Source organism: Pedobacter hiemivivus (assembly GCF_004331685.1).
GTDB lineage: Bacteria > Bacteroidota > Bacteroidia > Sphingobacteriales > Sphingobacteriaceae > Pedobacter > Pedobacter hiemivivus.
This window is the reverse complement of the sequence record NZ_SJSM01000001.1, coordinates 687,494-702,799: the sequence shown is the minus strand read 5'-3', so window position 1 is coordinate 702,799 and position 15,306 is coordinate 687,494. Positions and strand designations below refer to the sequence as shown.

16 protein-coding genes are annotated in these 15,306 nt (G+C 33.9%); 7 read left to right on the top strand and 9 right to left on the bottom strand.

What is annotated here, in order from left to right:
* Positions 1–15: 15 nt before the first annotated feature.
* The 6 genes from EZ444_RS02540 (at position 16) to EZ444_RS02515 (ending at position 8,973) form a co-directional block, all read left to right on the top strand.
* Positions 16–576 (top strand): RNA polymerase sigma-70 factor, encoded by a 561-nt coding sequence (locus EZ444_RS02540; protein WP_131606911.1) that lies wholly within the window; start codon positions 16–18, stop codon positions 574–576.
* A gap of 37 nt (positions 577–613) precedes the next feature.
* The gene (locus EZ444_RS02535) at positions 614–1,189 is read left to right on the top strand and encodes an RNA polymerase sigma factor (RefSeq protein WP_131606909.1); all 576 of its coding nucleotides are present in this window, start codon (positions 614–616) and stop codon (positions 1,187–1,189) included.
* Between the two features lie 93 nt (positions 1,190–1,282).
* The gene (locus tag EZ444_RS02530; protein WP_131606907.1) at positions 1,283–2,407 is read left to right on the top strand and encodes a FecR family protein; all 1,125 of its coding nucleotides are present in this window, start codon (positions 1,283–1,285) and stop codon (positions 2,405–2,407) included.
* A 200-nt stretch (positions 2,408–2,607) separates the two neighbouring features.
* Positions 2,608–5,925 carry a SusC/RagA family TonB-linked outer membrane protein gene (locus tag EZ444_RS02525; RefSeq protein ID WP_131606905.1) on the top strand — a complete coding sequence of 1,106 codons (3,318 nt, stop codon included), beginning with the start codon at positions 2,608–2,610 and terminating at the stop codon, positions 5,923–5,925.
* An 11-nt stretch (positions 5,926–5,936) separates the two neighbouring features.
* Positions 5,937–7,349, top strand: a complete 1,413-nt coding sequence (locus EZ444_RS02520) for a RagB/SusD family nutrient uptake outer membrane protein (RefSeq protein ID WP_131606903.1) — start codon at positions 5,937–5,939, stop codon at positions 7,347–7,349.
* A 70-nt stretch (positions 7,350–7,419) separates the two neighbouring features.
* Positions 7,420–8,973, top strand: coding sequence for a thioredoxin family protein (locus tag EZ444_RS02515; protein WP_131606901.1), 1,554 nt, complete (start codon positions 7,420–7,422; stop codon positions 8,971–8,973).
* 38 nt (positions 8,974–9,011) lie between these two features.
* Here the strand turns inward: EZ444_RS02515 and EZ444_RS02510 are convergent, their stop codons facing one another.
* From EZ444_RS02510 to EZ444_RS02470, 9 genes are all read right to left on the bottom strand, one after another.
* The gene (locus EZ444_RS02510) at positions 9,012–10,073 is read right to left on the bottom strand and encodes a hypothetical protein (protein WP_131606899.1); all 1,062 of its coding nucleotides are present in this window, start codon (positions 10,071–10,073) and stop codon (positions 9,012–9,014) included.
* Between the two features lie 163 nt (positions 10,074–10,236).
* A complete protein-coding gene (locus EZ444_RS02505; protein WP_131606897.1) occupies positions 10,237–10,464 on the bottom strand; it encodes a hypothetical protein in 228 nt (75 codons plus the stop codon).
* 178 nt (positions 10,465–10,642) lie between these two features.
* Positions 10,643–10,870, bottom strand: a complete 228-nt coding sequence (locus tag EZ444_RS02500; protein ID WP_131606895.1) for a hypothetical protein — start codon at positions 10,868–10,870, stop codon at positions 10,643–10,645.
* A gap of 227 nt (positions 10,871–11,097) precedes the next feature.
* Complete coding sequence (locus tag EZ444_RS02495; RefSeq protein WP_131606893.1) at positions 11,098–11,325, bottom strand: hypothetical protein; 228 nt, start codon at positions 11,323–11,325, stop codon at positions 11,098–11,100.
* Positions 11,326–11,547: 222 nt separating this feature from the next.
* Positions 11,548–11,775 (bottom strand): hypothetical protein, encoded by a 228-nt coding sequence (locus tag EZ444_RS02490; RefSeq protein ID WP_131606891.1) that lies wholly within the window; start codon positions 11,773–11,775, stop codon positions 11,548–11,550.
* Between the two features lie 91 nt (positions 11,776–11,866).
* On the bottom strand, positions 11,867–12,337 hold the full coding sequence (locus EZ444_RS02485) for a MauE/DoxX family redox-associated membrane protein (protein ID WP_225874607.1): 471 nt from the start codon (positions 12,335–12,337) through the stop codon (positions 11,867–11,869).
* A gap of 301 nt (positions 12,338–12,638) precedes the next feature.
* Positions 12,639–12,998: a hypothetical protein gene (locus EZ444_RS02480; RefSeq protein ID WP_131606887.1), complete on the bottom strand. Its 360-nt coding sequence runs from the start codon at positions 12,996–12,998 to the stop codon at positions 12,639–12,641.
* A gap of 129 nt (positions 12,999–13,127) precedes the next feature.
* On the bottom strand, positions 13,128–13,772 hold the full coding sequence (locus EZ444_RS02475; protein ID WP_131606885.1) for a cyclic nucleotide-binding domain-containing protein: 645 nt from the start codon (positions 13,770–13,772) through the stop codon (positions 13,128–13,130).
* Positions 13,773–13,774: 2 nt separating this feature from the next.
* A complete protein-coding gene (locus EZ444_RS02470) occupies positions 13,775–14,401 on the bottom strand; it encodes a Crp/Fnr family transcriptional regulator (protein WP_131606883.1) in 627 nt (208 codons plus the stop codon).
* Positions 14,402–14,702: 301 nt separating this feature from the next.
* Here EZ444_RS02470 and EZ444_RS02465 point away from each other — a divergent pair, with 301 nt between their 5' ends.
* Entirely contained in the window at positions 14,703–15,284 is a 582-nt protein-coding gene (locus EZ444_RS02465) for an RNA polymerase sigma factor (RefSeq protein ID WP_131606881.1), read from the top strand.
* The last annotated feature ends 22 nt before the right edge of the window (positions 15,285–15,306 follow it).

The following is a 15,306-nucleotide window of genomic DNA, read 5'->3' as shown; positions in this document are numbered from 1 at the left end:
TTAATCGAGGGATATATGATTAATTATAGCGAATTTTCAGATGTAGAGCTCGTAGAGTTGCTACAGTCAGAGTATGAAGATATTGCTGCATATACAGCAATCTATGATCGTTACAGGAAATTATTGGTTTTGCATGCTAATCGAATGTTAGGTGATGTGGAACTAGCTAAGGATGTGGTACAGGAACTTTTCACCACGTTCTATCAGCAGCGAAAAACCTTAAATATTAATACTTCTCTTTCTGCTTATTTATACAAGATGGTGCGCAATAAGGTATTTAATAATCTTAAGCACGCGAAAGTTAAATTGAATTATGCAGAAGATTTTTTCAACTATACACAAAATTCAGGAGAGTTTGCTGATGAACAAGTTTGTCTAAAGGAGCTTGCGGATGCTATTGAATCAGAGATTGAAAAATTGCCGACTAAAATGCGCGAAATTTTCGAACTCAGCCGTAAACAGTTCCTTTCTCATCAGGAGATTGCCACACGGCTCAATCTGTCCAAAAAGACAGTCAATAATCAAATCAACTTAGCAATCAAAAAAATAAGCGGCAACAACCTTTTACATACATGACTATTCATGTATTGATTTATTTAATCATTGGGGAATTATGTGTGATTATAGCGGATTTTCAGACGTAGAACTGATAGCGTTGCTACAGTCAGACGGCGATTTTAATGGTGCGTTTACAGTAATTTATGATCATTATTTTCCCCCCTTAGTGTTACATGCTGGCAAAATGTTAGGTGATATGGATCTCGCAAAGGATGTAGTCCAGGAGATTTTTACTAAGCTGTTTTACCAACGAGCAGAAACAGATATTAATACTTCTCTTAAATCATATTTACATACTGCCGTACGACATGTTGTATTTGATCATCTAAAGCAAGCAAAAGTAGAAATGAACTACGCAGAGGATTTTTTTATCTACGCAAAAGGTTCAGGAGAGCTTGCTGATGAACAAGTGTGTTTAAAAGAATTGACTAGGGTGATTGAGTCGGAAATTGAAAAAATGCCGTTTAAAATGCGCGAAATTTTCAAGCTCAGCCGTAAGCAATACTTTTCTCAGAAGAAGATTGCCAAATTGCTCGGTCTGTCCCAAAGTAATGTCAGTAATCAAATCCAAAGGGCCATCAAGATATTACGCAACAACCCTATCATTTTACGCACGCAGAGTACTATTTGATTGAAATATTAACAAAATGATAACTTTATTTTAATATGGTATGGGGTCTAGGCACCTTTGAGTTGTCTTAAGGTTATAAGTCCTAAAAAGTTTATGATAACTCAAGAAGATTTTCAAGCCTTAACGAAAAAATACCAAGATGGTAGCTGCAGTCCACAAGAGTTGCAGCAATTAGAGAATTGGTACAATAAGAAAGGAAAAAATAACCCTAATGGAGAATTACCTGATGATGTTTGGGAGGACGATGTAGAACGTTTTCTGCAAACTTTTGATTCTGAATCAGGGAAACAACAAAAAGGCGCACGGATTAACTGGCCATTAAACATTCTGCTTGCTGCGGCGGCAATAGCAATTATTGGCACCTTTTCGACACTGTTATTTAAAAGAACTGCTATTACACCTACGCAATATGCAGTAGATGTCGATCCAGGTGGCAACAAGGCGACTTTAACCTTGTCAAATGGAAAAAAGATTGAACTAAGTGAAGCAAAGGCAGGTATTGTAGTTGATGCATCGAAGTTAACTTACACTGACGGTACATTAATTAATAATGAGCGGGCTCAGAGCTTTACCATCTCTACTCCGCGTGGCGGCACCTATCAGGTGCGCCTTCCAGATGGTTCAACGGCATGGCTTAACGCCGCATCCAGCTTAACCTATAACTCTTCTTTAAAAGGAAAAGAACAGTATCGAAATGTTAAGCTATTAGGTGAAGCATATTTTGAGGTAGCTAAAGATAAAGAACATCCTTTCGTCGTTACCACAGATAAACAAAGAATTGAGGTGCTGGGTACCCATTTTAACGTATCTGCCTACAACGATGAACTCTCAGTTAAAACAACCTTGTTAGAGGGCAGCGTTAAGGTTGCCTCTCTTACAACAACTGGTAGTGAAACAAAAGGAGTCATATTAAGACCTAGCCAGCAATCTGTACTTAATTCGAATGGCATTAGTGTACATCAAATTGATCCAACAATAGCTATTGCCTGGAAAAATGGAGAGTTTATTTTTATGGACGAAAGACTTGAAAGTATCATGCAGAAAATTGCACGTTGGTACAATGTCGAGGTGATATACGCCGATAAAGAAATTGCAAATAGGCCATTTAGTGGCTTTATATCTAAGTATGAAAAAGTCTCTCAGGTTTTATGTTTATTAGAAGCAACAGGGGACGTTAAATTTAAAATTGAGGGAAGGAGGATTATGGTAAAACCTTGACTAGAGATCCTCCCTAAATAATCTTAATGCGAGCATAAAAAAGTCGCTTATGTTTTATCAGAACATAAACGACCAGGGCCTGTATTACTTAACCTATCAAACGATCAATTTAACAGACAAGCAAACTTAGCTAATTTTACTTACGTAAGCAAAATTAAAGTAGCGTCGGAACCGCTAAGCCTTGTCATAAAACCGATGAAATGTATAAAATCAATTTCATGAAACGGGATGTTCTTCGGAAGAGCATTCAAAAAACACTGTTCATCATGCGATTAACGATTATTATAATTTTAATAGCCGTAATCCAGTTAAGTGCAAAAGACACTCGCGGACAAACGCTGACTTATAATAAAAAAGGCATCACTTTTTTCGACCTCGTAATGGAAATTAGGAAGCAAACCAGCTATGGTGTGGTTTGGTCTGAAGGCCTACTCAATGGTCATGAGCTTATAGATGCTGATTTTTACAACACACCCGTTGAAAAAGTGTTGGATAAGCTTTTATTTGGGCGCTCTGTGACTTACAAAATTGTAGGGAAGGCTATTGTCATTAAAGTCGACAATCGTTCCCTTATTGAAAAGGGGATTGGTGTGCTTGTTGGAATTGATATACGTGGAAGGGTGCTTGATGAAAATAACGTGCCTTTGGTGGGAGCGACTGTAAAGGTTAAAGGCAGTACTAATAGCACAGTTACAAATGCCAATGGTGAGTTTAGTTTACAAAATGTAAATGCGAAAGACATTTTGGTAATTTCATTCATTGGGTATAATAGTAAAGAAATAAAGGCATCTGAAAATCTGAAATCAATATCACTAATATCAAGTACGGACAAACTTCAGGAGGTAGAGATTAATGCGGGGTATTACACCGTTACAGATAGGGAGAGGACTGGAAATATATCTAGAGTAGATGCAAAAGCTATCAGTCAAAATCCAGTAAGTAATCCACTTATGGCATTACAAGGTAGAGTAACGGGCTTGCAAGTAACTCAACAAAGTGGTATTCCTGGAGGTGGTTTTAATATACAAATTCGCGGCCAAAACAGTTTGAAGAGTGGTAACAACCCTCTTTATATCATTGATGGAGTGGTTTTTCCCTCACAAAATTTATCTACTGGTCAAAGTACACTTTACGGTCTCCCTGGAGCCAGCAATCTTGCATCTATAAATCCAGGAGATATTGAAAGCATCGAAGTTCTTAAAGATGCAGATGCTACAGCTATATATGGCTCACGGGGAGCGAATGGAGTTATCTTAATTACGACTAAACGAGGGAAAGCCGGAAAAACCACAGTAGGTGCAAGTTTCAATGCGGGTTTTAGTGAGGTAGGTCATTTTGTTAATACATTGAATACAGAGGAGTATCTGTCTATGCGAAGAGAGGCCTTTAAAAATGATGCATTACAACCTGGAGCACTTGACCATGACTTGAATGGTATATGGAAGCAAGACAATGAGATTAATTGGCAAAAAGAACTAATTGGTGGAAAAGCAAAAAATACCTCGACTTCAGTTAATGTAAATGGAGGAGATAATAAAAATAATTATATTCTTGCAGCAAATTATTATACGGAAGGAACAGTGTTCCCAGGAGACTTTGGGTTGAAACGAGCCAGTGTTCGTAGTGGAATAAATTTAGGTGCACCAAATGATAAATTAACTGTTAACTTATATGCAACTTATACTAATACAAAAAGAGATCTATTAAATCAAGATCTAACTTTATATATTTTATTAGCTCCTAATGCACCTCAACCTTATAATCAGGAGGGGAAATTGAACTGGGATAACAGTACCGTTGTGACAAACCCAATGGCTTTATTACTACAAAAAAACAACAGTACAACCGATAACCTTTTAGCTAATCTATCTTTTAATTATAAAATATTTCCAAATTTTAAATTTAAAGCCTCATTATCGTACAATACAATTAGGACTGAAGGTACAAGAAAATTTCCCTTAGCATCAATTTCGCCAATATATAATTATACAGCCGTAAATAGAAGTACTTCCTTCTCAAATAACTATAATAAAAACTTATCTTTTGAACCTCAGTTCAATTACAATAATTCTTTTGGTTTAATTAAAATAGATGCCTTATTGGGGCTGACTCTCCAAAATACACAATATAAACTTACAACGGTAAACGCCTCAAATTTTAGTAGTGATGAACTAATGGACAACATAGGCTCAGCCGGATTAATAACAAATGCTGAATTACTGCCTGGATTTAAATATCGTTATCTCGGTTTATTTTCTCGTTTAAATTTTAATATTAAAGAAAAGTATTTTATTAATTTTACTGCGAGGAGAGACGGATCAAGCCGTTTCGGGCCAGATAAAAAATTCGCTAACTTTGGTGCAATAGGGGCAGCCTGGATATTGTCCGAAGAGCAATTTCTCAGACATACACTACCATTTGTGAGCTTTGCTAAAATAAGAGCAAGTTATGGGATTACAGGCAATGATCAAATCGGGGATTATCGATATTTATCATTATGGAATTCCTCAAGTTCATATCAGGGGGCTCCGACTTTATCTGTTGCATCAATAGCTAACAATGACTTTGCTTGGGAAACCAATCAAAAGCTAGAAGCAGGTATTCAATTGGGGATTTTTAAGGATAAACTTAATATTAATATTTCGTTTTACCGAAATCGTTCATCTAATCAATTACTATTTAAAGATCTCCCTATCAGCATTGGGCCTGCTTTTATATATGCTAATTTACCAGCTACTGTTCAAAATACTGGTTGGGAATTTGATTCCAGTTATAAAATTATTGGAAGTAAAAATTTCAATTGGACAACCTCCTTTAATTTAACTATACCTAAGAACAAATTAATCTCGTATCCAGGATTATCAACTTCAAATGACTTCGATACATACGTAATTGGCGAACCACTGGCTATCGGTAAGTTTTATAATGCTTCAGTCAGTAATCAATCTGGACTTTATGTTATTGAAGACAAAGACAATAGTGGTACTATTAATCCTCCAGATCGTCAAGAGATAAGATTCTTAGGTCAAAAATACTATGGGGGCTTCCAGAATTCAATTAGATTTAAGCAGTTTAGTCTAGATATGTTGCTTTCTTTTGTTGATCAAAAAGGCAATAGTTATCAAACTACAACTTTATCTAATCCAGGTCGATTTACGGGAGAAAAAATTTCAAACCAGTTAACGGCGGTACTTGAAAGATGGCAAAAGGAAGGAGATGCCACTTCAGTCCAAAAATTTAGCACATTAACTTCAGTAAACACATTGAACTCCCGAGCTAAACAATCCACCTTGTCTGTAGTAGATGCTTCTTATATACGCTTAAGAAATATAGCTCTGTCTTTTAACCTTCCTAATCACTTGCTAGAAAAAGTTAAAATAAGCAATTGCGCTATATATCTTCAAGCCCAGAATCTCGTCACAATTACTAAATATATCGGACTGGATCCAGAAACAGCAACTTTAGGAATGCTACCTCCTTTGAGAACCTTTGCCATCGGAATTAACTTATCACTTTAAATCTTAAAAAAATGAAAAATCTTTTAAATAAAAAAAGTGAAAATGGTGGTAAATTCAAGGTTACTATCATGATTGCATTGTGCATGCTGTCCTCTTTGTCAATGAATTGTAAAAACTATTTGGAAGTAGGTACACCAGAAGCAAGTATAGAACAACAAAACATCTTAAATAATGATGAGCTTGCTATTTCGGCATTACTGGGAATTTACAGCAAAATGTCCACTTATAGTTTCGCTTATGGTGGCCAAGGAAGCGTTACTCTAATGTGTGGATTATCCTCCGATGAACTTATTGCCTATAATACTTTAGGTAGCGAGTTTTATGAAAATAAAGTTACACCAGAAAATGATCTGTTAAACCAACTTTTATTTGGAAGTCCTTATCAAGCAATATACACTTCAAATGTTATCTTGGAGGGCCTTAGTGGCCCCAATAGCATAACATCAAAAGTGAAAAATCAGATTGAGGGCGAAGCTAGATTTATTAGAGCCTTTAGTTATTTCTATCTTGTAAATTTATTTGGTAGTGTTCCATTACATTTGAATTCTGACTACAGAATTTTGCAAAACGCACAACAGGCTTCTGTTACTGATATTTATAATCAAATCATTTTAGATTTAAGGGCCTCGGAGCAACTCCTTGATGAAAATTATGTAACCATAGAAAGGGTAAGGCCAAATAAATCAACTGTTCAGGCCTTACTTTCAAGGGTCTATTTGTATTTAAAAGATTGGCAAAACGCCGAAAATTATGCAACGACAGTAATTTCCAAATCTAGTGTATATAATCTAAATACCTTGGATAAAGCCTTCGAAAAAAGCAGTTCCGAAACGATATGGCAATTAATGCCACCGGCAGGAAAGAACACAAATGAAGGTGCTGCATTTATTCTCTCAGCCACCCCTCTGGTTGTTTCATTGAGAAATACATTTGCAACAAATGCTTTTGAAGTGACTGATAAACGAAAGATCGCCTGGATTAAAAGCTTTACGAATACTGCTGGCACCTTTTATTTTCCATTTAAATACAAAATTGCTTCTTCAACAAATGTTAATGAATATTCAGTCGTTTTACGCTTGGCGGAAGTATTTTTAATAAGAGCTGAGGCAAGGGCACAATTAGATAAGCTCTCACTAGCGATTGAAGACATAGACAAAATTAGGGGCAGAGCTGGTATTGCTCTTATTAAGGACACAAACCCACAAATTAATAAAACGAATCTTATACAAATCATATTAAATGAAAGACGATTGGAGCTTTTTACTGAGTGGGGGCATAGGTGGTTAGATTTAAAAAGAACAGGTAAAGCTACAGAAGTATTGAGCCCTGTAAAATCTAGTTGGAATTCTACTGATGTTTTATATCCGATTCCTAGCAAAGAAATTAATAGAAATTCTAATATTAAACAAAATGATGGTTATTGAAAATTGTGGTTTGCTCCTTTTAATGTAAACCCACTATTATAATATATTCATATACTTAAACTCGGAACTAATGATAACCTCAGCTATAAATAACATGACTCATTTAAAAATACTGTTAGCAATTTTTATATCCATTAATTCAGTTCTTTCTTTTGGTCAAAATCCCTCTACTTCAAGCTTTTCAGGACAAATCGTTTACCAACCAAACAATATAATAGGAAGTCCAAGTGCTATAGATGTAAAAAGTATAGTTACTTACGTGAAGTTCGATGAATATCCAAAATTTGGTGGAGATATTCAAACACCAAGGGTTGATAAAAGCGGCGAATTTCACTTTTCAATTCCTTATTTGGGTAAAGTTCATAAATTTCAAATGTTTTATGAAGATGCGGGTAAGAAATGGAGATGGACAGGTGGATTTTATCAGGAACCGGGCGATCAAATAAAAATAAAAATCTATGCGAAAATGGACGGTATAGATTCTATTAGCTTTCAGGGGGAAGGAGCTGAAAAATACAATTTAACTAATCGATTAAACAATGAAATGTGGAGAAATTATATGAAAGATCCATTGATCACAGAAATCCAAACGATAAAAAATTTGAAAGAGTTAAAAGATGTCTTAGAAAGACTTATAAGGTTAACTCTTAAACATCAAAGTAAATCCAATAATTTGATAGAAAATTCAAATTTAAATTATGATTTAAAAAAAATATTAAAGTATGAATTTGCAGACTATCATTCTGATTGGGTATTCAGATTAGATTTACTACTTAAAAAATTTCCTCAATATAAAGATGTTATTAGGGACAGTTATGTGAACAACAGTCATATGCTTTACATCCCTCCAACTTCACTAAGTACATTTGCACCAACTTACATCCGAACTGCTGTAGCTAAAATTAAATTTGAGTCAAGATTAGATTCTTCTTCAGCTAAATCCGATCTTAAATACGTGTATGATGAAATAAAAACAAAATTTAAAAACGATATAAGAGATAAAATTATAGGAAGATTAATTTTCGCTTCGATGACCGGAATTCGTTCGTATGATCAATCATCCGATATTGAGAAAGATTCAATAATAATGGATGCTTATCAAACGGTAACCGAGCCCCATATAAAAGAAACTATTGAATCCAGAATGGTCGTTAATAGCAAGAAAATTGGAAAATTATTTATCACTGATTTTATAACGTTAGACAATAAGAAATTTAACATTGAGTCATTGAGTGGAAAAGTTATACTAATTGACACATGGTTTCTAGGGTGTGCTGGTTGTGCTAATTTTCACGCACTGTATGAAAAAAATATTAAAAAGAAGTTTGACACTGATACAAACTTTGTTTACTTAAGTATCAATATCGATAAAAAAAAGGACGATTGGATAAAGGGAATAAAAAGCAATTTGTATACTTCTGACAAGAATACTAATGTTTCAACTGGTAGTTTAGGAGTCGGTCACCCTTTTTTGATAAACTACGGCATTACTGGTGGCCCATTTGTTATGATAGTAGACAGAGATATGAAAATTCTTAGTATACCCTCATTAATTAGTATCTCAACTGAAAATAGTGGGTTTGAAAAGGTTATAGAAAAGGCATTGATGAGACATTCGAACTAGAATGACTTTTTACTGTCCAAAAGATTGTTATATTAAAATTAGATTGCCTCTTGATTATGTTTAGTGATTTTATAAGTCAATATTCGATTTTCAGTTATAACAGTTATATTGTTTTTTTTAACTTCAAAACCAAAAATTATATCTCTATTTAGTTTTGGTAAATAAAAGCTATACAAATACTTTTCAGATTTTATAGAGTAAACATCAATTAGAATGTTTTTATGGGAGTCTTTGTATTTTTCATTGTCGCCTTTAATTTTGGAACATACATATATAAATTTTTGATCTGTAGAAATTAGGGCATTGACAATATTATTCTGTTTAACTTGAATATTTTTTTTCGCGAAACGTCCTTTGAAGTTTATATTAACCGAAACTACTTTAATATTTGATTTAGTGATAGTGTCGATTGTCTTAATAGTGCTTAACATTTTTAAAGATGTGTCCAACGTCAATATTTCACCTCTATAAGAAAAGAGATAGTACAACTTTTGGAGGTCTTTATTGTAATGTAATGTTCCATCATTACAATAAAAACCATCGACTTGAATAGGTAGATCGACGCTCTTTAAAGATGACAATGTATCGGTGAGTGTAAGTTTTTTTAAAGTTCGAACTCTCTGCCCTTTTACAGTGTAAAAACTTCTTACTATTGCAGAATTACTTGATATTACTTTAGGATGATCATAGCGCATACTTGGAATGTTAAAATTATTAATAATTGAATCTTTGATAACTGAAACATCTCCTTCATTGTTATTTAAAAAAGTAGCCCCGTATCCCATAGAAGCGTACATTAATCGAGATTTATAATTGAATTTTGGAGAAACTTTTAATTCTATTAATGTAATATTTTTCGGCCCCAATTTATAAAAATTTCGATTCTTAAAGTTAAATAGTACAGTATTTCCATTTTTGTCCTCACCGGCAAAGCAAAATTCGCTGTTAGGAATATCAATTATTGAAACTAGCTGTGGGGCCGCTCCTTGTAAAATTCTTTTGAATCCATTTTTAGTGTTGTCTTTGTCAAAACTCAGAAACCAAATTATAGACAAACCCAGAAGGCTAATTGCAGATATTATAAAGATACTTTTTTTCATTTAATATTTTTTTTGCATTGTGGAATTGCACTTATGGACGATAACGTAAATAGCGGTAGTGTTAATCAATATTTGAACTTCAATTCCTTGAAGCGCATATGCTAGAATTTACGATATTTTTAGAAATAAGCAAGCAATAGTTAACTATTCCATTATATAAGGATTACGGCGTAATTTGGTAAAAAAAGTCCTCATAAATTGATGGATTTATTTGATTTCTTGGTTCAATTGGAGAATCATAAAATACCAGAAAATCACAAGGGTGGCCTAAAGAAAACGTACAATTCCTCGGTGTACCATCTGCCAAATAACCGCTGTATTGAGCGTTTACTTTTAGAGCTCCGCCAAAAGCTGCTATAGCTACAAGAGCGGGAAAAAAATATTTTTTCATTGTTTAAGATTTTAAACTATTTTGGCTCAGTATTGTTATTCTCAACAGGCTTGAAATAGCCAATAGAAGTTTCATGATAGTTCTGTTTTTTATCGCTATAAAATTGTCTGTTGAAATTCTTTGTTTGTATCAAAACCTTATTTTGATAATGGTCTAATCGTACCAACAATTGAGGATATTATGGAACCACTGGATAAAAATAATCCTCATAAATTGACGGGTCGATTGGGCTTTTTTGGTGAATTGGAGAATCATAAAGCACCAGATTACTACATGAGTAACCAATTATAAATCTACAATTTCTAGGTGTACCATCTGCTAGATACCCACTATATTGAGCGTTTACTGCTAGAGCTCCACTCAAAGCTGCTACAGCTATTAGGGCGGAAAAAAATAATTTTTTCATTGTTTAAGATTTGAACTATTTTGATTTAGCACTGTAAGTAATGATAAGCTTAAAAAACTAATAGAAGTTTTATGATAATGTGTTTTGAGCAGTTATAAAATTGCCTTGTGAAATTCTTTGTTTAAATGAAACCCTTTTTTGTGGATAACAGTCCACTTGTAGCCAACAATTGAGATATTTAAGGAAACATTAAATTTTGGGTGCTGATTTTTCAGTGCCCAAAATAATTATGGTTCTACGAGATAAAAATAATCCTCATAAAGTATGTGGCTGATTTGGTTTTTTGGCTCAGTTGGAGAATCATACAAATAAATTACATCACAGCTTAAACCAATTAATGATGTACAATTATGAGGTGTACCATCAGCCAGATAACCATTGGATTGAGCGGTCACTGTTAGGGCTCCACCAAAAGCTGTTGCAGCTACTAGGGCGGAAAAAAATAGTTTTTTCATTTTTAATATTTTGAACTATTTGGGCTCAGTATTATTAATATTGATAAGCTTAAAAAATTAATAGAAGTTTTATAATAGTCTATTTTTAACTGCTATTTAATTGTCATTTAAAATTCTTTATTTAAATGATTTTTTGCGGATAACAGTCCAATTGTGGCTCGCGATTCAGATATTAAAGGGAACATTAAATTTTGGGTGCTGAAAAATCAGCACCCAAAATAATTATGGGGCTACTGGATAAAAATAATCCTCATAAACTGATTGGTTGATTGCGTTTTTTGGATCAGTTGGAGAATCATACAACTGAATTCCATCACAGCTATTGCCAATTGTTAATGTACAATTTCTAGGTGTACCATCAGCTAAGTAACCATTGTATTGTGCTTTTGCAGTAAGAGCTCCGCCTACAGCAACTACAGCTACAAGGGCGGTAAAAAATAATTTTTTCATTTTGTTTATTTTTGTGATTTAATGCCTACTCTAACGGTTACAGGTTTTCAGCGTCCCCTGATTCAATTGGCCAACGAATATTTTATATGGCTTATATAGCCTTCTTTTGCATAATTTTTGCTTGTAATAAAATTCCTGTTACTGCTATTACCACGAATGCAATGTTGAATATCAAATGTTCTGTCCATCCAAGTTTTTCTAATACACCGCCGCAGCTACAGGGAATGGAATCGGTATAGTTTAAAATCGCATAGATATAAACAGTAAACAAACACATCAACCCCAAAGCAGCATACAATCCCAGCATAAGGGTTCTTTTAAAGAGCAGCACAATAGAGATGATAATTTCCAGGGCTGGTATCATCCAGACCAATACTGGTGCGAAGTCTGTGATGATTGGCGATTTACTTATCTGAAGTTGAAATTTATCATACTCTATCAGTTTACTTGTTGCGGCATACAAAAACAGAAGTACATACAAATAGGTTATAATGTCAACAATGGTTCTTTTAGTTTTATCTGAAAACCGAATTCTCGATTGTTTATTCACTGTTGTTTCCATTTTTACAATTTTGGTCATTTATTATTTAATTTCCTTTATTTGTCCTTCCTGCAAGTAGTAAAGAGTTGAATACTCCACCATCTGCGCCGTAATACCCGCAAATTGCGTGTGATCGGGATTTGGTAAGTGGTGTTCGAAATAATCATACTCTGTACTTTCTTGCATACTTAAATAAAACATGAAATAATATCTCGTAGTTGTTATTATTTGGTTTGGTAAAAAAGACCGGGACTAATAGTCCATCAGATTAGCCCACGGCCTTTCTTAGAGTAAAAACTGTATATAATTTGGTTCATTTGTATTATATCCTTTTTTTATTGAACCGCGATTGCTGTAATTTATGTCTTTCCCAAGCCTGGCCCCACTCACCTTTTGCAATCGCCTCATTCCTTATTTTAATCGCTCTTTTCAAAGCTTGTGCTTCCGTATCTGCAAATACTTTTGAAACAAATAATCCATGATAACTTTCGGCTCCCCCGTAAAAGCAAATGTTATGTTCATCATTTCTTATCACTTCTTCATCACACTGGTATTCACACATAAAAATATCTTTCGGCGCATTACTAGTTTGTTCAAGTGTTATATAATATGGACTCTGCTGCTCATCCATCACATTACAGCTTTCTGGCTTCAAGAAATGGATTGTTTTATCAGAGTTCATAGTTTTGAGTATTAGCGTTTTGTTATACCAAATGTATGTAGTGTTTAAGTGATGTTTTGTTACATATGCAACAAACGTGTGTTACAATTGCAACAAACTTTTGTTACAATTGTAACAAAAGCCAACCGATTAGATATCGTCATCCTTATTGTGTTTATATAGCGCATAAGATCGGTTAAAGCTAGATTTTGGCATATTTAGGTATAGTGCTATAGTATCTATGCTTATTTTATTAATTAAAGTGGGATTATGTTGTAGGAATAAGCTAACTCTCTTTTTAAAATTGCTTTTTAGCATATTTTGATAAAACGTGCTGTGTTTTTCAAACGGTATTGTTAAATAAGGAAGAAGGGCGAACACCTCTGGGAATTTATCAAGTAAAACTTTTAAAGAATTATAATTTATAGAGATTAATTCACCATCTTCTAACATTTGGATATCTTCAATTCTGTCTTCACAATTTAAAAAGCTATTTGTATCAAATATGATTTCGTTAGCTTTCCAGAGGCGTGTAGCGAATCTTCTATCTGTCAGTTGATCATGATAAAAACCAAATGCTATTCCGGTGTATAGAAAATACAAATGGCCATGTATATAAGATCCATTTTTTTGTATATACTGGTCCTTAGCTACCTGCTCTAACTTGCTATTTAAGATTATATATTCAATACATTCTTCTGTTAAGTAGATATCTAGATTTTCCAGTTTAGGGACAAGCTCCTCTCTGATAAGCCACTCTAATCTTACTATGGGTTCGTTTTCTATTGCCTTCATGGTTAAATGTTTTTATGTAGCGCTGTACTAAATCTGCATCTTGACATACCCAAGTATAGTGCAATAGCATCTTTGTTTATTCTACTAATTAATGTAGGATTATGTTGTATGAATAGGCTAACTCTTTCTTCTGCGGTTAGTTTTAGAAGGTGTTGATAATATTTGCTGTGTTTTTCACGATCTATTTGTAAGTAGGGGAAAAGGGCAAATAGTTCAGGAAACTTATTGAGCAAAGACTTTAGGTGGTAATAGTTTATAGCGATTAGCTCACCATCTTCTAACATTTGGATGCTTTCTAATCTATCTTCGCTTTTGACAAAACTGTTTGTATCAAATATGATTTCATCCTTTTTCCAAAGGCGTGTAACAAAGGTTTTGTTCGTTTCCTGGTGATAGTAAAAGCTATGTGCAATTCCTCTATACAGATAACTCAGATGGCCATCTTCATAAGATCCAGATGATTGAATAAACTGATTCTTTGTAACCTGTTTTAATCTGCTGTGTGATGTAATGTGTTCAATACATTCTTCAGTTAAGGAACCAGTTAGTGCCTCTAGTCCAGGTACAATTTCCTGTCTGATGATTTCTCTTAATCTTTCCTTGTTCGATACATTGGAGGTCGTCATCATAGCGATTGATTAAAAGGGTAACAATAAAACATTGAGATTTTTGCTGCGTTATTCATTTTATTTCAATTATTGGCGTTTGATTTATTAACTGTATCGAAGTTACACAGGGTTTTTGTTAGTGAATGTCCAAAAAGGGACAAACGTATGTTACAAAAGGAACAAAAAAAGTTATTGCAGATTGCTTTGTTTTTTAGGTAAATTGGATTTTTTTATCAAAAAGTGATAATTTTTTTAATATGTTTGTCAGTAACGCTCATCTCGTGTAAGGTTGAGAATCAGTAAGTTTAACTAGAATTAGCCGATGACCAGTTATAGCAAATTTTCAGAAGAACAACTTGCCACTTTACTTAGAGAAGGGGATCATCTCGCCTTCACAGAAATCTATAACCGTTTCTTCGAGGTTTTATATATGCATGCTTTTCGTAGACTGAATGATGATGATGAAGCAAAAGATTTAGTTCAGGAAATGTTTGTTGGCTTATGGGATAAACGGAAATTGCAAGACCTGAGTAAAAATCTTTCTTCCTATCTGTATACCAGAATCCGTAGTCGTATATTGGATAAATTTAGACGTGAAAAAATATCTGGCAGGTATATGGACTTCTTAGCCAGTTATTCGAAATTGGATCATGCTTCTACTGATCATAAAGTTCGAGAGCGAGATTTAAAACAACTTATTGAAAAAGAAATATACGCATTGCCGGAACCAGTGCGAGCTATCTTTATCTTAAGTCGGAAAGAGCATCTATCTCACAAAGAGATTGCCGAAGTAATGGATATGACGGAACAAGGTGTAAAATCTCAGGTTAAAAGAGCCCTTAAAATTTTGAGAGCAAAACTTGGTTTTTATAGCTATTTACTATGTTTTTTTAATTTATTGTAAATTATTTCATTTTTCTTGCCCC